The sequence below is a fragment of the Mycobacterium sp. NGS15 genome (assembly GCF_059813245.1).
Genome location: NZ_JCALEF010000006.1, coordinates 108,085 through 133,221 on the forward strand (window position 1 = coordinate 108,085; position 25,137 = coordinate 133,221).

The window sequence follows — 25,137 nt, forward strand, 5'->3', positions numbered from 1 at the left end:
GGCCGTCTACTACGGTGGACGTGGTGACCGGACGCATAGGCATCGACGATGTCGCCCCCGCGATCTCGGGCGGACGCTATCCGGCCAAAGCAGTCGTGGGTGAGGTCGTACCCGTGGCGGCAACCGTCTGGCGGGAAGGCCACGAGGCCGTCGCCGCGACCCTGGTGGTGCGCTGTCTGGGCCCCAGCTATCCACAGCTCGCAGAGGGCCCGCTGCGCCGGATCTCGGCCCCCCGCGACAAGGACACGACCGCGACGCGCATCAAACCGCTCCATATCCAGATGCGGCCGGGTGGCGCACTCGATCGTTTCCACGCCAGTTTCGTCCCGGACCGGGAGGGGCTCTGGACCTTCCGGGTCGACGGATGGGGTGACCCGATCGCGACCTGGCGTCACAACGTCGAGGCCAAACTGGAGGCCGGGCAGGGTCCCGCCGAATTGGCCAACGATCTGGAGATCGGTGCGCGACTGTTCGAGCGTGCGGCGGCCGGAGTGCCACGCAAGCGGCGCAAACCATTCCTGGACTCGGCGGAGGCGCTGCGCACCCAGGACGATCCAGGAGCACGGTTTCAACACGCGCTCTCCGACGAGGTGCAGACGCTGCTCGCCGAGTTCCCGCTGCGGGACCTGCTCACGCGCGGGACCCAGTACGGCGTCTGGGTCGATCGCACCCGCGCTTTGTATGGCTCCTGGTACGAGCTGTTCCCGCGTTCCACCGGTGGAGTGGGGCCGGATGGACGCGCCATGCATGGCACTCTGGCGACGGCGGCCGCGGATCTGGCACGGGTCGCCGCCATGGGATTCGATGTGGTCTACCTACCGCCGATTCATCCGATCGGTGAGATAAACCGTAAGGGCCGCAACAATAATCCGGTCGCCGAGCCCGGCGAGGTCGGTTCACCGTGGGCCATCGGCAGCGCCGCAGGCGGCCACGACGCTATCCACCCCGAGCTCGGAACCGTCAAAGACTTCGACCGATTCGTCTCCACGGCACGCAAGCTGGGCCTGGAAGTGGCACTGGACTTGGCGTTGCAATGCGCGCCAGACCATCCCTGGGTGGGCGCGCATCCCGAGTGGTTCACCGAGCTCCCCGACGGCACCATTGCCTACGCGGAGAACCCTCCGAAGAAGTATCAGGACATCTATCCCCTGAACTTTGACAACGATCCAGCGGGCCTATACACCGAGGTATTGCGCGTGGTGCAGTACTGGATTGCCCACGGTGTCAAGATATTCCGGGTGGACAATCCGCACACCAAGCCCCCCGACTTCTGGCAGTGGCTGATCGGTGAGGTCAAGGCGGCCGACCCCGATGTCCTGTTTCTTTCCGAGGCATTCACCCGCCCGGCCCGGCTCTACGGCCTGGCGCGGCTCGGCTTCACCCAGTCGTACACCTACTTCACCTGGCGCACCGCAAAATCCGAGATCGCCGACTTCGGCCGAGAGATCGCCGCGCAGGCGGATGTGGCGCGCCCAAATCTCTTCGTCAACACCCCGGACATCTTGCATGCCAGCCTCCAACACGGCGGACCGGGCATGTTCGCCATCCGCGCCGTCCTCGCCGGCACCCTGAGCCCCACCTGGGGCGTTTACTCCGGATACGAACTCTACGAACATGTTCCGCTCCGCGAAGACAGCGAGGAATACCTGGACTCGGAGAAGTATCAGCTACGCCCCCGCGACTACAAGGGCGCCGTCACGCGTGGCGAATCATTGGAGCCGTTCATTACTCGGCTCAACGAGATCCGCCGACTGCACCCCGCCCTGCATCAGCTGCGCAACATCACCTTCCATCACGTCGAAAACGACGCACTGCTGGCGTATTCCAAGTTCGACCCGGTAACCGGCGACGCCGTCCTGGTCGTCGTGAATCTCAACCCCTTCGGCCCCGAGGACGGCACCATCTGGCTCGATCTGCCCGCGCTCGGCCTGGACTGGCACGAAACCTTCTGGGTGCGCGACGAACTCACCGGTGAGCAGTATCGCTGGGGGCAGGCCAACTACGTGCGACTCGACCCGCCCAAAGCCGTCGCCCACATCCTCAACCTGCCGCAAGTTCGTGAACAGGCCCGAGTGCACCTGGTGTTCCGCCCATGACCATGCCCGCGACCTTCGCGAAGCCCGACGCCGCCGATATCGCCAGATTGGTGGCGGGAACCCATCACAACCCGCATTCGGTCCTCGGCGCGCACGAGTATTCGAATCCGGGCGGTAAGGGGCACACCGTTATTCGAGCGTTCAAGCCGGGCGCAACCGCGGTCGCCGCGGTAGTGGGCGAGGAACTCCACCCGATGACCCACCTCGGGTCGGGGTTGTTCGTGGTGGCGTTGCCCTTCCTGAACCTCCTCGACTACCGCCTCGACGTCGACTACGGCGGCACCTCGCTTGTCACCGCCGACGCGTATCGATTCCTGCCCACGCTCGGCGAAGTGGACCTACACCTGTTCAACGAGGGCCGCCACGAGCGGCTCTGGGAAATCCTCGGTGCGCATCCGCGCTCATTCGTCACCGCAGACGGCGAGGTGAGCGGAATCTCCTTTGCGGTGTGGGCACCCAACGCGCATGGAGTCTCGGTGATCGGCGATTTCAACGGGTGGAACGGCAACGACGCCCCCATGCGAACCCTGGGATCCTCTGGAGTCTGGGAACTGTTCTGGCCCGGCATGACGCTCGGCGCCCTGTACAAATTCCGCGTGCACGGCGCCGACGGGTCGGTGACCGATCGCGCCGACCCCTTCGCGTTCGCCACCGAATTGCCACCGGCCACCGCGTCGCGGGCCACCGCCTCGTCGTACTCCTGGGAGGACGGCGAATGGATGTCCCGGCGCAGCACCCGCAATCCCGTGTTCGAACCGATGAGCACCTACGAGGTGCATCTGGCATCGTGGCGCCCCGGACTCTCCTACCGTCAACTGGCCCACGAGCTCACCGAATACCTACTGGCTCAAGGATTCACTCACGTCGAGCTGCTACCAGTGGCCGAACATCCCTTCGGTGGATCCTGGGGCTACCAGGTGACCTCGTACTACGCTCCCACTTCTCGATTCGGCACGCCCGACGACTTTCGGTACCTGGTCGATGCCCTGCACCGGGCCGGAATCGGCGTCATCGTCGACTGGGTGCCCGCGCACTTTCCCAAGGACGCGTGGGCGCTGGCGCGTTTCGACGGGACGCCCCTGTATGAGCATGCCGACCCGCATCGCGGCGAGCAGTTAGACTGGGGCACATATGTTTTCGACTTCGGGCGCCCGGAAGTACGCAATTTCCTGGTAGCCAATGCCCTGTTCTGGCTCGATCAGTTCCATATCGACGGGCTGCGGGTGGACGCCGTCGCATCGATGCTCTACCTCGACTATTCACGCCCCGTGGGCGGCTGGACGCCCAACATTCACGGTGGCCGCGAAAACCTCGAGGCGGTGCAGTTCCTTCAGGAGATGAACGCCACCGTGCACAAGCTGCATCCCGGAATCGTCACCGTGGCCGAGGAGTCCACCTCGTGGCCAGGCGTCACCCGCGCCACCAGTCTTGGCGGCCTTGGCTTTTCCATGAAATGGAACATGGGGTGGATGCACGACACCCTGGGCTACCTCGGACGCGATCCCATTCATCGCAGTTTCCATCACCACGAGATGACCTTCTCGATGCTGTACGCCTTCAGCGAGAACTTCGTGCTGCCCATCAGCCATGACGAGGTGGTGCACGGCAAGGGCACGCTGTGGACCCGCATCCCAGGTGACGACCACGCCAAGGCCGCCGGGCTGCGCTGTCTGCTGGCCTACATGTGGGCACATCCCGGCAAGCAGCTGCTGTTCATGGGGCAGGAGTTCGGTCAGCGGGCCGAATGGTCGGATGAACGCGGTGTCGACTGGTTCCAACTGGGCGAGGACGGATATTCCTCGGGAATCGCGGCGCTGACGGCAGATCTGAACTCCGTGTACCGGCAGCGTCGCGCGCTGTGGTCCCAAGACACCGCACCCCAGGGGTACTCGTGGATCGATGCCAACGATTCGGCGAACAACGTGCTGAGCTTCCTGCGCTTCGGTGATGACGGTTCGGTGCTGGCATGCATCTTCAATTTCGCGGGCGTGGAGCACGGGAGCTATCGGGTGGGGTTGCCGCTGACCGGTCGCTGGCGTGAGGTCATCAACACCGACGCACTCCAGTACCACGGCAGCGGGGTCGGGAACCTGGGCGAAGTGATCGCCGCGGCGAACCCGTGGCACGGCCGCCCGGCCTCGGCCACACTGGCACTGCCACCCGCCGCCGCCATCTGGCTGGAACCCGTCTCAGCGGACCTGTAGAGAACATTAGGATGCGCTAAACGCAAACTCGCGTACGAGGGGTGGCTCGATGTCCAAACGCTGGATGGCACTGCTGGTGGGGCTGGTGCTGGTGATCACGTCGTGTGGCCGTCCGCTCGGTGGGCAACCTCAATCCATCTACGCGGATCCGCTGCGTGTGGCGGGCATGCCCGCGGTCGATGGCCCTTCCGGCATGAAACCCGGAGTGCAGGTCCCCAAGCGCAAGATCGAGAACACCGACAACGGCGAGATCGACGATTACGTCAAGGTGTCCCTGGCGGACATCGAGGACTTCTGGACGCAGTTCTACGGCGATTCGTTCGCGAACTTCCGGCCCGTGTCCCGGCTCATCTCCGCCGACTCGCGCAAGAACAACAACGGCCTTGAGTTCTGCAACGGCAACCTGACCGACTTCATCAACGCCGCGTTCTGCCCACTGGACAACTCGTTCGCCTGGGATCGCGGCCAGCTGTTCCCTTACCTGCGCAAGCAAATGGGCGATATGGCCATGAACACCGTCATGGCCCACGAGTACGGGCACTCGATCCAATTCCATGCCCAGCTCATCAATCCGATCGACGATCCGAAGATGAACAGGGACCAGGTCGAGTACCTCATGGACCTGAATCAGGAGCAGCAGGCCGATTGCTTCGCCGGCGCCTACCTACGCTGGGTCACTCAGGGCGATTCGCCGCGGTTCACCCTGAACACCGCCGACGGGCTCAACAAGGTGATGGCCGCGATGATCGCGATCCGCGACAACGACACCAGCAAGAAATGGGCCATCCACGGCTCGGCATTCGAACGGGTGTCTGCTTTCCAGTTCGGTTTCACCGACGGCCCGATGGCTTGCAAGCGCATCGATTCCCAAGAGATCCTCAAACGCCGCGGCGAGCTTCCGAAGGGCCTGGGCGTGGGTCCAAATGGCGACAATTGGCCCATAAACCCGGACACCATCGAAGCGGTGCTTGCCGCAGCCTCGCAGGTTTTCCCCATGGATAGCCCGCCCAAGGCGGTATACGGCGAAGGGAAATGCTCCGACGGATCGGGTACGGCACCGGCGTCGTTCTGCCCCGGCGACAACACGATTGCCCTGGACCCCAAGGCCCTGCAGAAGATGGCCACGCCCTCATCGGACCGGGCGCTCTTCTCCGCACAAGTGAACGGCGACTATTCGGCCTTCAGTGTGATCGTCTCGCGCTACGCGCTGGCGGCGCAGAAGGCCGCGGGGTTGGAGACCGAAGGCATCATGACCGGGCTGCGCACCGCGTGCCTGACGGGATACTTCACCTCACGTGCCGCGGGCAAGGGCATCGTGACCCCCCGCGCGCCGGTCATCCTCTCCGGCGGGGACCTCGACGAGGCTGTCTCCGAATTGCTTTCCAGCGGCAGGGCTTCCAGCGACGTGAGGGGCGAAACGGCGCCGGCCGGCTTCTCCCGCATCGACGCCTACCGGATCGGCGTGCTGGGCAACGATCAGACCTGCGCCAAGCGCTTCCCGTAGTTGCGGGAGCAGGACCCAGAGCCGATCAGAACAGAGCGTTGGCGAGCTTGCGCCGCCCGGCGATCACCGCGGGATCGGCGGGATCGAACAACTCGAACAGCTCGAGCAGTCGGGCGCGCACCTTGGCCCGATCATCATCACGTGTCGCACGGACAAGGGCGACCAACCTGTCGAAGGCCGAATCCGGCTGCTGCGAAAGCACTTCCACATCGGCAGCGGCCAGCCCCGCATCGATATCACCCGGGGTGGCATCGGCGACAACCACCGCATCCTGCGGCTGGCTCGTCGCACGGGCCAGGAACTCGATCTGGCGCACCGACGCCGTCGCCTCGGCGGCCACGGCGCCGGTGGCGCCGCCGTCCAGCAGACCCTGATAAGCGGCGCTGGCCGCCTCGAAATCTCCGGAGTCGAGAGCATCACGCGCCGCGGCGAGCGCCGGGTCTGTGTTGTTTTCGGACTCGTCGACGTCCTCACCCTCCGGCGTGGCGGCATCGGGCAGCTTGCCGGCGACCGCATCGAGAATCGAGTCGAGCCAGCGGCGCAGCTGATCGGCCGGCTGCGGTCCCGCGAAGCTGGTGAGGGGCCGCCCTGCCGCCACTGCCACCACGGTGGGCACAGCCTGCACGCCGAAGACCTGTGCGATCTGCGGGCTGGTGTCCACGTTGACAGTGGCCAGGACCCACTTGCCGCCGTCCTCTGCGACCAGGTCGCCCAGTGTGGTAGCGAGCGCCGCCGAGGCCTCGCTACGCGGCGAACCTAGAAGCACGATGACGGGGACGCGATTGGACTGCGCCAGCACCTCGGCTTCGAGATTCGCCTCGGTTACCTCGACGGTCCATTCACCCCCAGCCGAAGGCTCGCGGGGTGCTGCGGACTCCTGTGCGCGCTGCTTGAGAGCGGAGAGGTCGACGGCTCCGGACATGGCCGCAGCCATCGCGGGACGTGGTCGGGTCACGCTCTCCAGTCTGTCACGGCGCGCGGCCTCTGCACTACGGCGCCGTGTCGCCGGCCGACGCTGCCCTCGCGACGGGCAACTTACCCGCCTTATCGGCCCATATGACAAAGATCACACTGCACAATGGGGCAATCCCAGCTAATAGTGCGAGCAACCAGGTGAGCGGGCTCCAGCGGTATTCACGACCCGCCAGGAATCCCACTACCAAGTACGCGATGAAGACCACGCCGTGGACCCAACCGAAGACCTTCACGCCGATCTCATTACCCGGATCTGGCACGTACTTGAAGAACATCCCGGTGAGCAGACCCGCCCAGCTGACGGCCTCCAGCAACGCGATGGCGCGGAACCTGCTGGCGGTGCTGCGCAGGTCGAAAAGCTGTGTCATGCCCTCAGTCTGCCCGATGGGGTGCCCGACACCTCATCGGACCTACTACAACACGTCGTAAATCACACCCGCACGATCAGGGCGTCACCCTGACCGCCGCCGCCGCACAGTGCGGCCACACCAATTCCGCCACCGCGGCGCGTGAGCTCCTGCGCCAGGTGCAGCGTGATCCGGGCACCCGACATCCCAATGGGGTGGCCGATGGCGATCGCACCGCCGTTGACGTTGACCTTGCCCGGATCGATACCCAGGTCCTTGATCGAGGCCAAGCCCACCAGCGCGAAGGCCTCATTGATCTCGACCAGGTCGAGCTGCTCAGGGGAAATCCCCTCTCGCTCACAGGCCTTCCGAATGGCATTGGCCGGCTGCAGCTGCAGGCTGGAATCGGGGCCGGCGACGACACCATGTGCACCGATCTCTGCGATCCAAGAGATGCCGTCGCGCACCGCTCTGTCCTTGCTCATCACCACCACGGCACAAGCGCCATCGGAGATCGGCGAGGACGACCCCGCCGTGATGGTGCCGTCCTTGCTGAACGCCGGGCGCAGCCCAGCCAGTGACGCGGCAGTGGTGTCAGCACGGATGCCTTCGTCCTCGGCGAACTCGATCGGATCGCCCTTGCGCTGCGGGATCTGTACTGCGACCACCTCGTCGGCGAAGACGCCGTCCTTCCAGGCACGGGCGGCATTCTGGTGTGAGCGTGCCGCGAACTCGTCCTGCTGCTCACGGGTGAACTTGTCGGAGACATTGCGCTGTTCGGTGAGCAAGCCCATGGCCTGGTCGGTGAACGCGTCATGCAGGCCGTCGAAGGCCATGTGGTCAACGAGCGTCACATCGCCGTATTTGAACCCGAACCGGCTCTTGGGCAACAGGTGCGGGGCATTGGTCATGGATTCCTGACCACCGGCAACGACGACCTCGAACTCACCGGCCCGAATCAGCTGGTCAGCCAAGGCAATGGCATCGATACCGGAAAGGCACACCTTGTTGATGGTGAGCGCCGGGACATCCAAGCCGATTCCGCCGGCAACCGCGGCCTGGCGTGCAGGAATCTGGCCGGCGCCCGCGGTGAGCACCTGGCCCATGATCACGTAGTCGACCGCGGAGGGCGCCACCTTGGCCTTCTCCAGGGCGCCCTTGATGGCGATTCCACCCAGCTGAGCGCCCGAGAAGTCCTTCAGGGATCCTTGGAACCGGCCAACCGGCGTACGCGCTCCAGCAACAATCACGGACCTAGTTATCGGGGCCATGGGAGTCCTTCCATAATTTCTCGATTGGACGCCGTTTTCTGGAACGCGTTACCGTTGCGTTATGACGACATCGTCTCCTCTTGATGTTCCCTCGATCCTATCGACCGGTCTGGTGACCGCGATCGACCACGTCGGTATCGCGGTGGCTGACCTGGACGTCGCGATCGAGTGGTACCACGAGCACCTGGGCATGATCCTGGTGCACGAGGAGATCAACAAGAGCCAGGGTGTCCGCGAGGCGATGCTGTCGTTCCCCGGAGCTGAGCCCGGCAGCGCACAGATTCAGCTGATGGCCCCGCTCGACGAGTCCTCGCCCATCGCCAAGTTTCTGGACAAGAAGGGCCCCGGCCTGCAGCAGCTGGCCTACCGCGTCACCGATATCGACGCGCTCACCGATCAGCTGCGTGCCGCAGGAGTCCGTGCGCTCTACGAGGCGCCGCGCGTCGGCACCGCGAACTCACGCATCAACTTCTTGCACCCCAAGGACACCGGCGGCGTGCTCATCGAGCTCGTCCAGCCGACGCAGTCGCACTAGCTCCAACGCCGAGTCGGGCTCCGATTCGCGCGGTTGCTCCAGCACGGCGTATGCCAATGGCGACGGTCATCCGCTCCCCTGTCTTGCCCCTCAGAGACAGGCCACGCCACCACATGCGCTACCCCGATCGCGATCTCGTGATCGCATCCGGGACAGCGATAGACCTTGATCGCTCGCGCTGCGGAGATGCGTCGCACCTGGTAATCCAGACCGTCGGCCCCCTGCTCCACCTGATGCCCACCGGGGTGTATCGCACCGGGACGATCAGCGGCGGCGCGGCGCGGCGGATGTCGGCGGCCCATACGGTGATTCTATGAGTCGCGGCGCGATTTCAGAATAAACGGAATTCGTCTGAGTCCATTCCCCGCATCGCATCGTAGTTCAGTGTGAGACAACGGATTCCGCGATCCTCGGCAAGGGTGCGGGCCTGTGGCTTGATCTGTTGTGCCGCGAAGACGCCGGCAACAGGCGCCAGGGTGGTGTCGCGGTTGAGCAGTTCGAGGTAGCGGGTGAGTTGCTCGACACCATCGATCTCGCCGCGGCGCTTGATCTCCACCGCGACCGTCGCACCGTCGGCATCACGACACAGCAGGTCCACCGGCCCGATCGGAGTCATGTATTCGCGACGCACCAGGGTGTAACCGTCGCCGAGTAGCGCAACATGCTCGGCGAGCAACTCCTGCAGGTGCGCCTCCACACCATCCTTGACCAGCCCGGGGTCGATACCGAGCTCATGTGCCGAGTCATGCTCGATGTTCTCGATGGTGATCCGCAGCTGTTCGGCGGCCTTGTTCTCCACCACCCACACCGTCGACGGTCCGCCCTCCGCCGAGCCCTCACCCTCGATTTCGGTGAGCCAGCACGGCGGGCTCATCCAGTTGAGCGGCTTATAGGCTCGATCATCGGCATGGACACTGACAGAGCCATCGGCCTTGATGAGCAGGAGCCGCTTGGCAGATGGCAGGTGGGCGGTCAACCGGCCGACATAATCAACCGTGCATTGAGCTACGACGAGACGCACCGGCTCACTGTATAGGGCGTTAGGCTGACCACAACTATGGCAAACGAGTCGATTCGCGCGGTGTCGCGACGAGTGGGCCGTGCCCTGGCCGCGATCACCGGGCAGACCGGCCGACTCGAGGCCGGCGACGGGTACGGATCGTGGCTGCTGGGCCGATATGACGAAAGCACGCTCGTCCAGCGCATCCGCATCCAGTTGATACTGACCGTATTCGTGGTGGCCGCCAACCTGATTGGTGTCGCCGTCGTCATCCTGCTGGTGCTCGTCGCGGTGCCCGATCCCAACGTCTTCGATGCGCCCTGGTGGATCCAATTCGTGGTCGTTCCGGTGTACGTGACGCTCGCAGTGCTCATCGGTGCTGTCTGGGGCACCCGCCGAGTCTTCAAGGTGGTGCGGTGGGCCATCGAGGAACGGGAGCCCACCAAGGAGGACCAGCGCAACGCGTTTGCGGTCCCCCGGCGGTTGACGGTCGTCGAGGCGATTCTGTGGGCGGGCGGGACTATCTTGTTCACCACGCTGTACGGGCTGCAAGATCCGCTCTACATCCCCAAGATCTTCTTCGCGGTGGGGTTCAGCGGTGTGGTGGTTTGCGCGGCAAACTACCTATTCACCGAGTTCGCGATGCGCCCCGTCGCCGCACGAGCACTCGAAGCGGGGTACCGCCGAAGGCGGCTTGCCTCCGGAATCATGGTGCGCACGATGCTGGCCTGGCTGCTGGGATCCGGGGTGCCGGCGCTCGGCATCATGCTCGCTGGTGTCGGAGCGCTGATCTTCGGCAACTTCACGGTCAACCAGCTCGCTGTGGCGGTCATCATCCTGGCGTCATTCCCGGTGGTGTTTGGGCTGATCCTCATCTGGATCGCATCCTGGATGACTGCCGCACCCGTCAAAGAGGTACAGGCCGCGCTCAAGCGCGTCGAACAAAACGATCTGGACGTCAACCTCGTCGTCTACGACGGCACCGAGCTGGGCGAGCTGCAGGCAGGTTTCAACACCATGGCGGAGGGCCTACGCGAACGCGAGCGGGTACGTGACCTCTTCGGCAAGCATGTCGGCCGCGAGGTCGCCGCCGCCGCCGAATTGCAACAGCCCGCGCTAGGCGGCGAGGAACGCCACGTCGCAGTGCTTTTCGCCGATATCGTCGGGTCAACCCAGCTGGCGGCCACCCGGCCGGCCATCGAGGTGGTCGCACTGCTGAACCGCTTCTTCACCGTGGTCGTCGAAGAAATCGACCGATACGAGGGCATGGTCAACAAGTTCGAAGGCGACGCCACCCTCGCGGTGTTCGGCGCACCGGTTCGGCAGGATCGTCCCGAGAGCCAGGCGCTCGCCGCCGCGCGCGCCATTGCCCGTCGGCTGCGGACCGAGATGCCCGAATGCCAGGCAGGCATCGGCGTCGCATCGGGACAGGCGGTCGCCGGAAACGTCGGGGCCCATGACCGTTTCGAATACACCGTGATCGGCGATCCGGTCAACGAAGCAGCCCGGCTTTGCGAGCTGTCCAAAACAGTGCCGGGGCGCCTAGTCGCCTCGCTAGACACCGTCTTGCGCGCACACCACCGCGAAGCTCTGCACTGGCGCTCGGGCGACACCGTGACGCTGCGTGGCCGCACCGAGCCCACCGAACTTGCCGTGCCTGTGACCTGACGCAGCGGCGTCCTGACCTATTCGGAAAACCTAGTCGGACTGCTTCCACCAGGCTTCGACATACAGCACCATCGCCACGACCAGTGCGATGAGCACCCACAGCACCAATGCCTGATCTATCCACGCTCCCGGCGGTGGCGCCCCGGGCAGGATGTTCCGCAACGGCACGATCGCGAACAACATCGTTCCGAACCAGGTCATCAGCGGCGGGTGGAACTTCTTCCTCCCCTTGACTGTCTCGATCGCGACAATCAGCGCCATCGTGGGCAGCGTGATCAATACCAGGCAGATGCCCACATCGAATGCCAGCGTGCCGCGAGCCCGTACCAGCGTGACCGTGGTCTGATCGCCCTTGCCGGCGGGCGCTGGCGACGTCTCCGTCGACACGCGCCATCCGCCCAAGCTGCCGATCACCTCGATACGCGCCGGCACCGATCGCCGCCCCTCGCCGTTACCCACCATCACTTCTGCGCGCAAATTCCCAGTGGAGTACTCGTCGAATGGCCATGACTGGGCATCACCCGTTGCGATCAGAGTGTCGTCCATGGCTGCAGGGACGGTGCCCCGCGGAAAATGCCGCTCTCCGTAATCCAGGGAGGACACCAATCGCACGGACATATCCGCGTTCAGCAGCCCGAAGGCATCGAGTGTCGTCTTCGCCGGCAGCACCACAACCTCGGCGTCCAGCCGGTTGTTCACCGTCCGCAGGTCCTGGAGGTCAATGACCACCACCGTCTCGTTATCCCGCGACAGATCCAGATCGGCAGATGGCGGGCCCGAGTGATGATCCAGCATCCGATAGATGAGAAGAAATCCGACGTAGATGACCAGCACTAGTATCACTGCACCCACGGTCGTGGCGGCTGGTTTCAGCTTGAAACGCCTCTTGAATGCCTGCACAAGATTCCCATCTCTACCGTCCCGCTATTCCAGAAATCTAGCAGCCAGAATATGAAAATACCCCCCAGTTTCCTGGGGGGTATTTCCAATTTATGTTCGGCGGTGTCCTACTCTTCCGTTCCGTGTTAAGAACAGTACCATCGGCGCTGAGAGGCTTAGCTTCCGGGTTCGGGATGGGACCGGGCGTTTCCCTCTCGCTGTGGCCGCCGTAACTCTTTCGTGTGATAAACACACAAGTTATCTGGTGGTGGAGTGTGGTCGTCAAATGACGACGAATAGTGGTTGCGATTTATTAGTAAGTTTTCGGTCGATTAGTGCCAGTTCCCTGAACGTATTACTACGCTTACAGGTCTGGCCTATTGAACCCATAGTCTGTGGGTGACCTTATCCCTCTAAAAGGGTAAGAAACCTGGTCTTGGAATAGGTTTCCCGCTTAGATGCTTTCAGCGGTTATCCTGTCCGAACGTAGCTATCCAGCCGTGCTCCTGGTGGAACAACTGGTACACCAGAGGTTCGTCCGTCCCGGTCCTCTCGTACTAGGGACAGGTTTCCTCAAGTTTCTGACGCGCGCGGCGGATAGAGACCGAACTGTCTCACGACGTTCTAAACCCAGCTCGCGTGCCGCTTTAATGGGCGAACAGCCCAACCCTTGGGACCTGCTCCAGCCCCAGGATGCGACGAGCCGACATCGAGGTGCCAAACCATCCCGTCGATATGGACTCTTGGGGAAGATCAGCCTGTTATCCCCGGGGTACCTTTTATCCGTTGAGCGACACCCCTTCCACTCAGAGGTGCCGGATCACTAGTCCCGACTTTCGTCCCTGCTTGACTTGTAGGTCTCGCAGTCAAGCTCCCTTGTGCACTTGCACTCAACACCTGATTGCCGTCCAGGTTGAGGGAACCTTTGGGCGCCTCCGTTACATTTTAGGAGGCAACCGCCCCAGTTAAACTACCCACCAGGCACTGTCCCTGGACCGGATATACGGTCCGAGGTTAGAGGTTCAATACGATCAGAGTGGTATTTCAACGTTGACTCCACAAACACTGGCGTGCCTGCTTCAAAGTCTCCCACCTATCCTACACAAACCGAACCAAACGCCAATACCAAGCTATAGTGAAGGTCCCGGGGTCTTTTCGTCCTGCCGCGCGTAACGAGCATCTTTACTCGTAGTGCAATTTCGCCGAGTCTATGGTTGAGACAGTTGAGAAGTCGTTACGCCATTCGTGCAGGTCGGAACTTACCCGACAAGGAATTTCGCTACCTTAGGATGGTTATAGTTACCACCGCCGTTTACTGGGGCTTAAATTCTCCGCTTCACCCAAGGGTTAACGGGTCCTCTTAACCTTCCAGCACCGGGCAGGCGTCAGTCCGTATACATCGTCTTGCGACTTCGCACGGACCTGTGTTTTTAGTAAACAGTCGCTTCTCACTGGTCTCTGCGACCTCGTTCAGCTCACGGAGCAAGTCCGGTCACCAAGCGAGGTCCCCCTTCTCCCGAAGTTACGGGGGTATTTTGCCGAGTTCCTTAACCATAGTTATCTCGTACGCCTTAGTATTCTCTACCTGACCACCTGTGTTGGTTTGGGGTACGGGCCGTGTGTGAACTCACTAGAGGCTTTTCTTGGCAGCATAGGATCACTGAATTCGCCTCAATCGGCTATGCGTCACCTCTCAGGCTTAATGACATCCGGATTTACCTAGATGTCGCCCTACAGGCTTGCTCCGGTATAACCACTAACCGGTACAGCTACCTTCCTGCGTCACCCCATCGCTTGACTACTACCACCGAAGGTCCCACGCAGCGGATTCATGTCGCACTCCGAAGAGATTGATCTAGAACCTTTTGGGTGGTTAGTACCGATGATTCATCATGGGCGCGCACACACGGGTACGGGAATATCAACCCGTTGTCCATCGACTACGCCTGTCGGCCTCGCCTTAGGTCCCGACTTACCCTGGGAGGACTAGCCTGGCCCAGGAACCCTTGGTCATTCGGCGGGCAAGTTTCTCACTTGCCTGTCGCTACTCATGCCTGCATTCTCACTCCCGCACCCTCCACTGCTGAATTACTTCGCAGCTTCGCTGGGTGCAGGACGCTCCCCTACCCATCCATGCCACTGCCCCGAAGGGAATGTATTGCATGAATGCCGCGGCTTCGGCGGTGTACTTGAGCCCCGCTACATTGTCGGCGCACAATCACTTGACCAGTGAGCTATTACGCACTCTTTCAAGGGTGGCTGCTTCTAAGCCAACCTCCTGGTTGTCTTCGCGACTGCACATCCTTTTCCACTTAGTACACGCTTAGGGGCCTTAGCCGGCGATCTGGGCTGTTTCCCTCTCGACGTACGGAGCTTCTCCCCCGCCGTCTCACTGCCGCGCTCTAACTTATTGGCATTCGGAGTTTGGCTGACGTCAGTAACCTAGTAGGGCCCATCGGCCATCCAGTAGCTCTACCTCCAATAAGAAACACGCGACGCTGCACCTAAATGCATTTCGGGGAGAACCAGCTATCACGGAGTTTGATTGGCCTTTCACCCCTACCCACAACTCATCCCCTCAGTCTTCAACCTAAGTGGGTTCGGGCCTCCACGGCGTCTTACCGCCGCTTCACCCTGGCCATGGGTAGATCACTCCGCTTCGGGTCCAGAACACGCCACTATGGGCGCCCTATTCAGACTCGCTTTCGCTACGGCTACCCCTCACGGGTTAACCTCGCGACGTGTCCCTGACTCGCAGGCTCATTCTTCAAAAGGCACGCCATCACCCCACAATGAGGGCTTTGACGGATTGTAGGCACATGGTTTCAGGTACTATTTCACTCCCCTCCCGGGGTACTTTTCACCATTCCCTCACGGTACTAATCCGCTATCGGTCACTAGAGAGTATTTAGGCTTACCGGGTGGTCCCGGCGGATTCACAGCAGATTCCACGAGCCCGCTGCTACTCGGGATGAAGTACGAGACAGGTGTCGGATTTTCGCGTACCGGACTCTCACCGTCTGCGGCGGGCCGTCCCAGACCACTTCCGCTAATCACGACACTTTTTTACTGTCCGCCGGCCTGGTAGAACCGACAAGTACAACTCCCACAACCCCGCACACACAACCCCTACCAGGTATCACATGCATGCGGTTTAGCCATCTTCCGCTTTCGCTCGCCACTACTCACGGAATCACGGTTGTTTTCTCTTCCTACGGGTACTGAGATGTTTCACTTCCCCGCGTTTCCTCCCAAAGCCTATATATTCAGCAGTGGGTAACACGACATCACTCGTGCTGGGTTTCCCCATTCGGACATCCTCGGATCAAAGCTCGGTTGGCAGCTCCCCGAGGCTTATCGCAGCCTCCTACGTCCTTCATCGGCTTCTAGTGCCAAGGCATTCACCATGCGCCCTTAAGAACTTAGCTAATAAATTGCAAAAACCAGCCTCACTCGTAAACGAGCGAGGCTTGTTTAGATGCTCGCAACCACTATCCATAAGTCAAAGACCACACCCCACCACCAAGCAGGGTGACAACACAATGTGTTGCCTCAGGACCCAACAGTGTGCCAGCGTTTCAATTCTAATGACAGTTCGACGTTTTGCCGACTACCTATCCACGGGGTGGATAGGATTTACAAAACATATTCACCAAGTAGGTATCCACTACAGATACTAACTTTATGTTCCCAATTCATTCGACTGGGAAATGGTGCTCCTTAGAAAGGAGGTGATCCAGCCGCACCTTCCGGTACGGCTACCTTGTTACGACTTCGTCCCAATCGCCGATCCCACCTTCGACAGCTCCCTCCAAAAGGTTAGGCCACTGGCTTCGGGTGTTACCGACTTTCATGACGTGACGGGCGGTGTGTACAAGGCCCGGGAACGTATTCACCGCAGCGTTGCTGATCTGCGATTACTAGCGACTCCGACTTCATGGGGTCGAGTTGCAGACCCCAATCCGAACTGAGACCAGCTTTAAGGGATTCGCTCCACCTTGCGGCTTCGCAGCCCTCTGTACTGGCCATTGTAGCATGTGTGAAGCCCTGGACATAAGGGGCATGATGACTTGACGTCATCCCCACCTTCCTCCGAGTTGACCCCGGCAGTCTCCTACGAGTCCCCGGCATTACCCGCTGGCAACATAGGACAAGGGTTGCGCTCGTTGCGGGACTTAACCCAACATCTCACGACACGAGCTGACGACAGCCATGCACCACCTGCACGCAGGCCACAAGGGAATACCTATCTCTAGATACGTCCTGCGCATGTCAAACCCAGGTAAGGTTCTTCGCGTTGCATCGAATTAATCCACATGCTCCGCCGCTTGTGCGGGCCCCCGTCAATTCCTTTGAGTTTTAGTCTTGCGACCGTACTCCCCAGGCGGGGTACTTAATGCGTTAGCTACGGCACGGATCCCAAGGAAGGAAACCCACACCTAGTACCCACCGTTTACGGCGTGGACTACCAGGGTATCTAATCCTGTTCGCTACCCACGCTTTCGCTCCTCAGCGTCAGTTACTGCCCAGAGACCCGCCTTCGCCACCGGTGTTCCTCCTGATATCTGCGCATTCCACCGCTACACCAGGAATTCCAGTCTCCCCTGCAGTACTCTAGTCTGCCCGTATCGCCCGCACGCCCACAGTTAAGCTGTGGGTTTTCACGAACAACGTGACAAACCACCTACGAGCTCTTTACGCCCAGTAATTCCGGACAACGCTCGGACCCTACGTATTACCGCGGCTGCTGGCACGTAGTTGGCCGGTCCTTCTTCTGTAGGTACCGTCACTTTCGCTTCGTCCCTACTGAAAGAGGTTTACAACCCGAAGGCCGTCATCCCTCACGCGGCGTCGCTGCATCAGGCTTGCGCCCATTGTGCAATATTCCCCACTGCTGCCTCCCGTAGGAGTCTGGGCCGTATCTCAGTCCCAGTGTGGCCGGTCACCCTCTCAGGCCGGCTACCCGTCGTCGCCTTGGTGGGCCATTACCCCACCAACAAGCTGATAGGCCGCGGGCTCATCCCACACCGCAAAAGCTTTGCACCACTCACCATGAAGTGTGTGGTCCTATCCGGTATTAGACCCAGTTTCCCAGGCTTATCCCAGAGTGCAGGGCAGATCACCCACGTGTTACTCACCCGTTCGCCACTCGAGTACCCCGAAGGGCCTTTCCGTTCGACTTGCATGTGTTAAGCACGCCGCCAGCGTTCGTCCTGAGCCAGGATCAAACTCTCCAAACAAAAATTTAATCCCGACAAAACAACTGTCAAAAGAATTGTTATCGACATAAAATGTCTATATAAACACTGACACACTATTGAGTTCTCAAACAACACATTCAATTTATTGTGGCGATGAATTAGGGAATTACTCCCCTAAATATTCTCGCCTCCGTCCTTTCGGGCGGCTGGGAAACCGTATCAAGTTCGGTGAACTTGAGTCAAATTCCCGGTTTTGGCTGGTCACTTGCGCACCATCCGATCGCCGAGATATCTGAATTTCTTCTTCTATTTCGGCTTTCGCCCTTTCCAAGCGGCCCGGGAACCGTATCAAGTTCGGTGAACTTGAGTCAAACTCCCGGTTTTGGCTGGTCACTTATGCACCAAACCTAAGACCGGAATTTCGGAATCGCTTCCGTGTCCCGGCCTCGCTCTTTCAGGGCAACCCGACCACTGTACCAAGTCCAGTGAACTTGAGTCAACTTCGGGCTCTGGGGGTGGTCAGCGCTAGCTGACCCGCTCGACTTCGGCACCCAGGCTCTGGAGATTCTCCACGAACAACGGGTAACCGCGGTCGATATGGAACACATCGTATACCTCGGTGACGCCATCCGCCACCAGACCCGCCAGCACCAGCCCCGCGCCCGCCCGGATATCCGATGACCACACCGGCGCACTGGACAGTTGACGAATGCCCCGGACCACCGCGTGGTGCCCGTCGGTCCGCGCGTCTGCCCCCAACCGCATCATCTCCTCGACGAAGCGGAATCGGGCCTCGAAAACATTCTCCGTGATCATGGAGGTGCCGTCAGCTATCGCGGCGAGCCCAATTGCCATGGGCTGCAAGTCGGTTGGAAATCCCGGGAACGGCAGGGTCGCCACGTTTATCGCTTTGGCGCGCTCGTACTGAACGACGCGAAATCCGTTGTCGTTCTGAGTAACTGTGGCCCCGGCATCATGCAGCTTGTGTAGCACCAGTTGCAGATGCTCCGGATCGACTCCCGTGACAGTCACATCGCCACGCGTCATCGCGGCAGCGAGACCCCAAGTGGCAGCGACAATTCGGTCTCCGATGACGCGATGTTCGGTGGGATGAAGCTTGGGGACGCCGATCACCGTCAATGTCGAGGTTCCGGCACCTTCTATCTGGGCGCCCATCTGCACCAACATGGTGCACAGATCCACTACATCCGGCTCGCGCGCGGCGTTGTGGATGGTGGTGACACCATCGGCAAGCACTGCCGCCATCAAGATGTTCTCCGTGGCACCCACTGACGGAAAATCTAGCTGAATATCCGCTCCGTGCAATGACTTTGCCTCGGCGACCACGCACCCATGCTCGATGGTGCACTCGGCTCCCAGCTGCCGTAGGCCCGCCTGATGCATGTCGAGCGGACGGGACCCGATGGCATCTCCACCCGGTAACGCCACCTTGGCCCGTCGACACCTGCCCACCAGGGGGCCCAGGACACATACCGACGCGCGAAACTGCCGTACCGCCGCGAAGTCGGCATCGTATTTGGGTTCGTCCGGCGAGGTGATCCTGACGACATCGCCTTCCAGCTCCACCGTCGCACCCAGTCCCCGCAGCACCTCGGCCATCAACGGCACGTCGAGGATGTCCGGGCAGTTGGTGATGGTGCTGGTTCCCTCCGCAAGGAGAGTGGCCGCCATCAGCTTGAGCACACTGTTCTTGGCGCCGGTTACCGCCACGTGGCCTGTAAGCCGGGCGCCGCCGGTCACCAAGAAATGCTCGCTCACGCCCGACAGCGTAGCCGGGTAACGTTTCGACGCATGACCGATGAGCCACTCGGGCGAACAGACAAGGGAAACGATGACGCCGCCGCAGGCGGGAACGATCCGCAACGCGAGCGGGGAACGTCGAGTGGCGTGCATCTCACTCGCATCTATACGCGGACCGGAGATGACGGAACTACGGGTCTGAGTGACTTCTCGCGTGTGCCGAAGAACGATCCACGGCTCGCCGCCTACGCCGATTGCGACGAAGCCAACGCCGCCATTGGTGTCGCGGTGGTACTCGGGAATCCGAGCCGGTCCATCGGCGCCGTGCTGCTGCAGATCCAGAACGATCTGTTCGACGCCGGCGCAGACCTTTCCACTCCCGTGGTATCAGATCCCGAATACCCGCCGCTGCGGATCAGCCAGCCCTACATCGACCGCCTCGAGGGCTGGTGTGACGAGTACAACGCGGATCTGCCCAAGCTGAATTCCTTTGTACTGCCGGGTGGTACCGCCCTATCCGGGCTTTTGCACGTGGCTCGGACCGTGGCGCGCCGGGCAGAACGTTCGGCCTGGGCCGCCATCGACGCCTATCCCGACAGCACCAACGTGTTGACCGCGAAATATCTGAATCGGCTCTCGGATCTGTTGTTCATCCTGTCGCGAGTCGCCAACGACGGTAAGGACACACTCTGGAAGCCAGGCGGACCGGCACAACCCGCTTTACGCCCCTGAGCAGGACCGACTAGCGGCTGCGGCGTTCCGCCCGCCGCGAGGGCCGCGACTCGACCCAGGACATGAAGGCAGTCAATGCGCCGCGGTCCAGCGCCATTTCGTAGTCGCGTGCACCGTCACGCAGCTGCAGCACCACAATCTCGGCGGTCATGATGTCGTACTCATCGCCGCGCGGAATCCGCCTGTCGATGATTTCGAGTTCACGCCGCGACAGGCGTCGATCGGGCCAGAGCCGCACGCTGGAAAGCCGATAGAACTCCGCTTGAGATTCGCGGTACCGCATGACGCCATGCCGCCAGCGCACCTCCCCCACCTCCGGCACATCGCGCAGCAGAGCCGCGGTACCACCGTGTCGTAGCTTGAGCAGACGAAAGCTCAACGCGGCCACCGCCAAAGCAAGGACGGCGATGATCGATATCTCGATCATCGCCGTCACGCTCAAAAGCGGCTTCCTTAGTGCTTAATCAGGGATGTTGGCCGTGTGGGTAGTGCTAAACCGTCTGGCCGAGAGCACGCAGCCGCGCGCGTCCTTGCGCGGCTACTCGTGGATCCTCAGAGCCGGAATCGGCCTTGGCTTTGGACTCGTCAATATCCGCACGTGCCTGCGCGGACTCGACCAGGATGCTCACCTTGGTATCGGTGATCGACAGGAATCCTCCATCGATCGCCCACCAAAGATCGTCATTACCCTCACGCTCGATCTTTACCGCCGCATCGTCAACCAGCTGCGCCACCAACGGAATGTGGTGCGGCAGGATGCCGATTTCGCCGGAGGTCGTGCGGGTGAAGACGAATGTGGCCTTACCCGACCAGATCTCGCGCTCGACGGCGACGATCTCGACGTCAATCTCGGACATTCAATGCACCTCCTTCAAATGGCTAGCGACGAGTTACAGCTTGGCGCCGAGGCTTTCGGCCTTCTTCGCCAAGTCGTCCAGGCCACCGATAAGGAAGAACGCCTGCTCGGGCAGGTGATCGAACTCGCCCTTGGTGAGCTTGTCGAACGCCTCGATGGTCTCCTTGAGCGGCACGGTCGAACCCGGCTGACCGGTGAACTGTTCTGCCGCCATCATGTTCTGGCTCAGGAAGCGCTCGATACGACGGGCGCGGCCCACCAGCTGCTTGTCCTCTTCCGACAGCTCGTCGATACCGAGGATGGCGATGATGTCCTGCAGGTCCTGGTAGCGCTGCAGGACGCGGATGACTTCCTGCGCGACGCGGTAGTGCTCCTCGCCCACCACGGACGGCAGCAGAATCGTTGACGACGACGCCAGCGGGTCCACGGCCGGGAAGATGCCCTTGGAGAACACCGCGCGAGAAAGCTCGGTGGTGGCATCCAGGTGCGCGAACGTGGTGGCCGGCGCCGGGTCGGTGTAATCGTCGGCGGGCACGTACACGGCCTGCATCGAGGTGATGGAGCGACCACGAGTCGAGGTGATGCGTTCCTGCAACTCACCCATCTCGTCGGCCAGCGTCGGCTGGTAACCCACCGCCGAAGGCATGCGGCCGAGCAGGGTCGACACCTCGGAACCGGCCTGCGTGAACCGGAAGATGTTGTCGATGAACAGCAGCACGTCCTGGTTCTGCTCGTCGCGGAAGTACTCCGCCATGGTGAGAGCAGACAGCGCGACGCGCATACGCGTGCCGGGCGGCTCATCCATCTGGCCGAACACCAGTGCGGTGTCCTTGAGCACGTTGGCATCGGCGAGCTCAACCCACAGGTCGTTGCCCTCACGGGTGCGCTCACCCACGCCGGCGAATACCGAGGTACCACCGAAGTTGCGGGCGATGCGGTTGATCATCTCCTGGATCAGAACGGTCTTGCCCACGCCGGCACCACCGAACAGGGCGATCTTGCCACCGCGGACGTACGGGGTCAGCAGGTCGACGACCTTGAGGCCGGTCTCCAGCATCTCGGTACGCGGCTCGAGCTGATCGAAGGCCGGGGGCTTCCGGTGGATGGACCACTTCTCGAAGTCGCTGCCGTAACCGGGCTCGTCGAGGCAGTTACCCAGCGCGTTGAAGACGTGGCCCTTCACGCCGTCACCAACCGGCACCGCGATGGTGTTACCGGTGTTGGTGACGTCCACGCCACGGACCAAGCCGTCAGTCGGCTGCATGGATACGGTCCGCACCAGGTTGTCACCCAGGTGCTGTGCCACCTCGAGAGTCAGCGTCTTGGCCAGCGACTCATAGGTGATCTCGGCATTGAGGGCGGAGAAGAGCGGCGGCACGGCGCCGCGTGGGAACTCCACGTCGACGACCGGGCCGGTAACGCGAACAACTCGCCCGACGGTCTTGTTAGCAGTTGGTGCGGTCATCTACTCGTCTCTTCCTAATGTTCGCTTGCGGCGGCCGAGGCAAGCGCGTCAACGCCGCCAACGATTTCACTGATTTCTTGGGTGATCTGAGCCTGGCGAGCACGGTTGGCTTCCAGGGTGAGCCCCTTGATGAGCTCATCGGCGTTATCCGTGGCCGCCTTCATGGCGCGCCGGCGGGATGCCGACTCCGAGGCTGCCGCCTCCAGCAGTGCCGCGTACACCCGGGTGGCCAGGTAACGAGGCAGCAGCGACGCGAAAAGCGTTGTGGCGTCAGGCTCGAACGAGTACTGGGTGGTCGGTCCGGCGGCTTCGCCGACGTACTCGACCTCCATCGGCGCGATCCGCTTGGCCACAGCCGACTGGGTCAGCATCGACTTGAACTCGGTGTACACGATGTGCAGCTCGTCGACTCCAAGGATGCCATCGGCACCCGGATCGTCGCCGTCGTCGTCGGCACCGGACAAGAAGGCGTCCACCAGCACACCGGCGATCTCCTGGGCGTGGGAGTACTCGGGGCGCTCGGAGAACCCGGTCCAGGACTGCGTGACAGGCCGGCCGCGGAACTTGTAGAAGTTCAGCGCCTTGCGGCCGATCACGTAGATCACCGGGGTCTTGCCCTGCTCACGCAGCAGCGCGAACAGCTCCTCGGCGACACGCAGCACGTTGGCGTTATAGCCACCACACAGCCCGCGGTCCGAGGACACGATGAGTACACCTGCGCGCTTCGGCTCGGCCCGCTCCACCAGCAATGGATGGTCCAGTGCGGCATCGTCGGCGAGTGCGGTGAGCACGTTCGTGATCTCGGTCGCGTACGGGCGAGCCGCCACGACGCGAGCCTGCGCCTTGGAGATACGCGAAGTCGCGATCAGCTCCTGCGCCTTGGTGATCTTCTTGATCGACCCGGCGGATTTGATCCGCCGTCGCAGTTCTCGGATTTGTGCAGCCATTTTCTGGAGGTCCTACTGCTCTACTTTTTTGCCGGAGCCGGCTTGCGGACCTGGACGGTCTCCCGACCGACCTCGGACTCGTCGAGTGCCTCGGCCGCGACGTCCTTGACCTCCACCGAGCTGCCGTCTGTAGCGGCGAAGCTCTTCTTGAACGCGTTGATCGCGTCAGTGAGCTTGCTTTCGGTGTCCTCGGAGAACTTCTTAGTCTCCTTGATATCGGCCAGAATGTCGGCGTGCGAGCCGCGCACGTGGTCGAGGAATTCCCGCTCGAACCGGATGACGTCGCCGACCGGTACCGAGTCAAGGTGTCCGCCGGTGCCGAGGTAGATCGCCACGACCTGCTCCTCGACCGGGTACGGCGAGTTCTGCGACTGCTTGAGCAGCTCCACCAAGCGCGCACCGCGCTCCAGCTGGGCCTTCGAGGTGGCATCCAGGTCGGAGGCGAAGGCCGCGAAGGCCTCGAGCTCACGGTACTGAGAGAGCTCCAAGCGGAGACTTCCCGCAACCTCTTTCATGGCCTTGATCTGAGCGGCACCACCGACGCGCGACACCGACACACCGACGTTGATGGCCGGGCGCACACCCTGGTTGAACAGGTCGGTCTGCAGGAAGCACTGTCCGTCGGTGATCGAGATGACGTTGGTGGGGATGTAGGCCGAGATGTCGTTGGCCTTGGTCTCGATGATCGGCAGACCAGTCAGCGAACCGGCACCTAATGCGTCAGACAGCTTCGCGCAACGCTCCAGCAGACGTGAGTGCAGGTAGAAGACGTCGCCCGGGTACGCCTCACGGCCCGGCGGACGGCGCAGCAGCAGCGAGATGGCGCGGTAGGCCTCGGCCTGCTTGGTGAGGTCGTCGAACACGATGAGGACGTGCTTGCCCTGGTACATCCAGTGCTGGCCCAGAGCCGAACCGGTGTACGGCGCAAGCCATTTGAAGCCGGCAGCATCGGAGGCCGGGGCGGCAATGATGGTCGTGTACTCCAGCGCGCCGGCCTCGTCCAGCGTGCGGCGCACCGCGGCGATGGTCGAGCCCTTCTGGCCGATGGCGACGTAGATGCAGCGCACCTGCTGTGCCGGGTCACCGGTCTCCCAAGCCTGCTTCTGGTTCAGGATGGTGTCGACGCAGACGGCAGTCTTGCCGGTCTTGCGGTCACCGATGATCAGCTGACGCTGGCCGCGGCCGATCGGGGTCTGCGAGTCGATGGCCTTGATGCCGGTCTGGAGCGGCTCGGAAACGCTCTGGCGCTCGACCACACTGGCGGCCTGATGCTCGAGGGCACGGCGCGTCTCGGCCTCGATGTCACCGCGGCCGTCGATCGGCTCGCCAAGCGGGTTGATGACACGGCCCAGGAAGGCGTCGCCGACCGGCACCGACAGCACCTCGCCGGTCCGCTTGACCTGCTGGCCCTCTTCGATGCCGTGGAAGTCACCGAGGATAACGGTGCCGACGCTGCGCTCATCGAGGTTCAGCGCCACGCCCAGCACGCCACCGGGGAACTCGAGGAGCTCCTGGGTCATGACCGAAGGCAGCCCCTCGACGTGGGCGATGCCGTCACCGGTGTCGGAGACGATGCCGATTTCTTCGCGGGTGGGGTCGGCGGAGAACGTCGCGACGTACTGCTCGATCGCGCCGGAAATATCGGCCGAGGAGATCGTCAACTCTGTCATGGCTTTTCGTCTTCCTGCTCGTCTTT

General features: G+C 62.1%; 18 protein-coding genes and 3 rRNA genes. 6 read left to right on the forward strand and 15 right to left on the reverse strand.

The window, feature by feature from the left end:
* Window positions 1–23: 23 nt before the first annotated feature.
* From AC5Y5C_RS18130 to AC5Y5C_RS18140, 3 genes are read left to right on the forward strand one after another with little or no spacing between them, the layout of a single operon-like run.
* Window positions 24–2,096: a maltotransferase domain-containing protein gene (locus AC5Y5C_RS18130; protein ID WP_499974906.1), complete on the forward strand. Its 2,073-nt coding sequence runs from the start codon at window positions 24–26 to the stop codon at window positions 2,094–2,096.
* Window positions 2,093–4,300 (forward strand): 1,4-alpha-glucan branching protein GlgB, encoded by a 2,208-nt coding sequence (gene glgB, locus AC5Y5C_RS18135; protein ID WP_499974909.1) that lies wholly within the window; start codon window positions 2,093–2,095, stop codon window positions 4,298–4,300. The genes AC5Y5C_RS18130 and glgB overlap by 4 nt, the downstream gene beginning before the upstream one ends.
* Before the next feature lie 49 nt (window positions 4,301–4,349).
* A complete protein-coding gene (locus tag AC5Y5C_RS18140; RefSeq protein WP_499974913.1) occupies window positions 4,350–5,804 on the forward strand; it encodes a neutral zinc metallopeptidase in 1,455 nt (484 codons plus the stop codon).
* 25 nt (window positions 5,805–5,829) lie between these two features.
* Here AC5Y5C_RS18140 and AC5Y5C_RS18145 read toward each other — a convergent pair whose 3' ends face one another.
* The 3 genes from AC5Y5C_RS18145 to AC5Y5C_RS18155 all read right to left on the reverse strand — a co-directional run bounded on the left by AC5Y5C_RS18145 (window position 5,830) and on the right by AC5Y5C_RS18155 (window position 8,397).
* Window positions 5,830–6,759 carry a co-chaperone YbbN gene (locus tag AC5Y5C_RS18145; protein ID WP_499974916.1) on the reverse strand — a complete coding sequence of 310 codons (930 nt, stop codon included), beginning with the start codon at window positions 6,757–6,759 and terminating at the stop codon, window positions 5,830–5,832.
* 34 nt (window positions 6,760–6,793) lie between these two features.
* Window positions 6,794–7,147, reverse strand: coding sequence for a DUF3817 domain-containing protein (locus AC5Y5C_RS18150; RefSeq protein WP_499974920.1), 354 nt, complete (start codon window positions 7,145–7,147; stop codon window positions 6,794–6,796).
* Window positions 7,148–7,209: 62 nt separating this feature from the next.
* A complete protein-coding gene (locus AC5Y5C_RS18155; protein ID WP_499974924.1) occupies window positions 7,210–8,397 on the reverse strand; it encodes an acetyl-CoA C-acetyltransferase in 1,188 nt (395 codons plus the stop codon).
* Window positions 8,398–8,458: 61 nt separating this feature from the next.
* Between AC5Y5C_RS18155 and mce the strand changes: the two genes are divergently transcribed.
* A complete protein-coding gene (gene mce / locus AC5Y5C_RS18160) occupies window positions 8,459–8,932 on the forward strand; it encodes a methylmalonyl-CoA epimerase (RefSeq protein WP_499974928.1) in 474 nt (157 codons plus the stop codon).
* Here the strand turns inward: mce and AC5Y5C_RS18165 are convergent.
* Both AC5Y5C_RS18165 and nucS read right to left on the reverse strand, forming a co-directional pair.
* Window positions 8,929–9,234: an Rv1322 family protein gene (locus AC5Y5C_RS18165; RefSeq protein WP_499974930.1), complete on the reverse strand. Its 306-nt coding sequence runs from the start codon at window positions 9,232–9,234 to the stop codon at window positions 8,929–8,931. The two genes, mce and AC5Y5C_RS18165, sit on opposite strands and share 4 nt — an antisense overlap.
* A gap of 29 nt (window positions 9,235–9,263) precedes the next feature.
* Window positions 9,264–9,953: an endonuclease NucS gene (gene nucS / locus AC5Y5C_RS18170; RefSeq protein ID WP_499974936.1), complete on the reverse strand. Its 690-nt coding sequence runs from the start codon at window positions 9,951–9,953 to the stop codon at window positions 9,264–9,266.
* A gap of 36 nt (window positions 9,954–9,989) precedes the next feature.
* Here nucS and AC5Y5C_RS18175 point away from each other — a divergent pair, with 36 nt between their 5' ends.
* Window positions 9,990–11,600, forward strand: coding sequence for an adenylate/guanylate cyclase domain-containing protein (locus tag AC5Y5C_RS18175; RefSeq protein ID WP_499974938.1), 1,611 nt, complete (start codon window positions 9,990–9,992; stop codon window positions 11,598–11,600).
* Window positions 11,601–11,630: 30 nt separating this feature from the next.
* Here the strand turns inward: AC5Y5C_RS18175 and AC5Y5C_RS18180 are convergent, their stop codons facing one another.
* The 5 genes from AC5Y5C_RS18180 to murA all read right to left on the reverse strand — a co-directional run bounded on the left by AC5Y5C_RS18180 (window position 11,631) and on the right by murA (window position 19,459).
* Window positions 11,631–12,500, reverse strand: coding sequence for a DUF4436 domain-containing protein (locus AC5Y5C_RS18180; protein WP_499974940.1), 870 nt, complete (start codon window positions 12,498–12,500; stop codon window positions 11,631–11,633).
* 94 nt (window positions 12,501–12,594) lie between these two features.
* A 5S ribosomal RNA gene (rrf, locus tag AC5Y5C_RS18185) occupies window positions 12,595–12,711 on the reverse strand.
* Between the two features lie 80 nt (window positions 12,712–12,791).
* A 23S ribosomal RNA gene (locus AC5Y5C_RS18190) occupies window positions 12,792–15,907 on the reverse strand.
* Between the two features lie 296 nt (window positions 15,908–16,203).
* Window positions 16,204–17,719: ribosomal RNA gene (locus AC5Y5C_RS18195) — 16S ribosomal RNA — on the reverse strand.
* Together the 16S, 23S and 5S rRNA genes form the textbook arrangement of a ribosomal RNA operon.
* Before the next feature lie 486 nt (window positions 17,720–18,205).
* Window positions 18,206–19,459 (reverse strand): UDP-N-acetylglucosamine 1-carboxyvinyltransferase, encoded by a 1,254-nt coding sequence (gene murA, locus AC5Y5C_RS18200; protein WP_499974944.1) that lies wholly within the window; start codon window positions 19,457–19,459, stop codon window positions 18,206–18,208.
* 129 nt (window positions 19,460–19,588) lie between these two features.
* Between murA and AC5Y5C_RS18205 the strand changes: the two genes are divergently transcribed.
* Entirely contained in the window at window positions 19,589–20,173 is a 585-nt protein-coding gene (locus tag AC5Y5C_RS18205; RefSeq protein ID WP_499976028.1) for a cob(I)yrinic acid a,c-diamide adenosyltransferase, read from the forward strand.
* 10 nt (window positions 20,174–20,183) lie between these two features.
* Here AC5Y5C_RS18205 and AC5Y5C_RS18210 read toward each other — a convergent pair whose 3' ends face one another.
* The 5 genes from AC5Y5C_RS18210 to atpA form a co-directional block, all read right to left on the reverse strand.
* On the reverse strand, window positions 20,184–20,600 hold the full coding sequence (locus AC5Y5C_RS18210; RefSeq protein ID WP_499976030.1) for a DUF2550 domain-containing protein: 417 nt from the start codon (window positions 20,598–20,600) through the stop codon (window positions 20,184–20,186).
* Between the two features lie 64 nt (window positions 20,601–20,664).
* The gene (locus tag AC5Y5C_RS18215) at window positions 20,665–21,030 is read right to left on the reverse strand and encodes a F0F1 ATP synthase subunit epsilon (protein ID WP_499974946.1); all 366 of its coding nucleotides are present in this window, start codon (window positions 21,028–21,030) and stop codon (window positions 20,665–20,667) included.
* A 33-nt stretch (window positions 21,031–21,063) separates the two neighbouring features.
* Window positions 21,064–22,494 (reverse strand): F0F1 ATP synthase subunit beta, encoded by a 1,431-nt coding sequence (atpD, locus tag AC5Y5C_RS18220; protein WP_499974948.1) that lies wholly within the window; start codon window positions 22,492–22,494, stop codon window positions 21,064–21,066.
* Between the two features lie 14 nt (window positions 22,495–22,508).
* Window positions 22,509–23,441 carry a F0F1 ATP synthase subunit gamma gene (locus AC5Y5C_RS18225; protein ID WP_499974950.1) on the reverse strand — a complete coding sequence of 311 codons (933 nt, stop codon included), beginning with the start codon at window positions 23,439–23,441 and terminating at the stop codon, window positions 22,509–22,511.
* Between the two features lie 20 nt (window positions 23,442–23,461).
* Entirely contained in the window at window positions 23,462–25,111 is a 1,650-nt protein-coding gene (atpA, locus tag AC5Y5C_RS18230) for a F0F1 ATP synthase subunit alpha (RefSeq protein WP_499974952.1), read from the reverse strand.
* Window positions 25,112–25,137 lie beyond the last annotated feature (26 nt).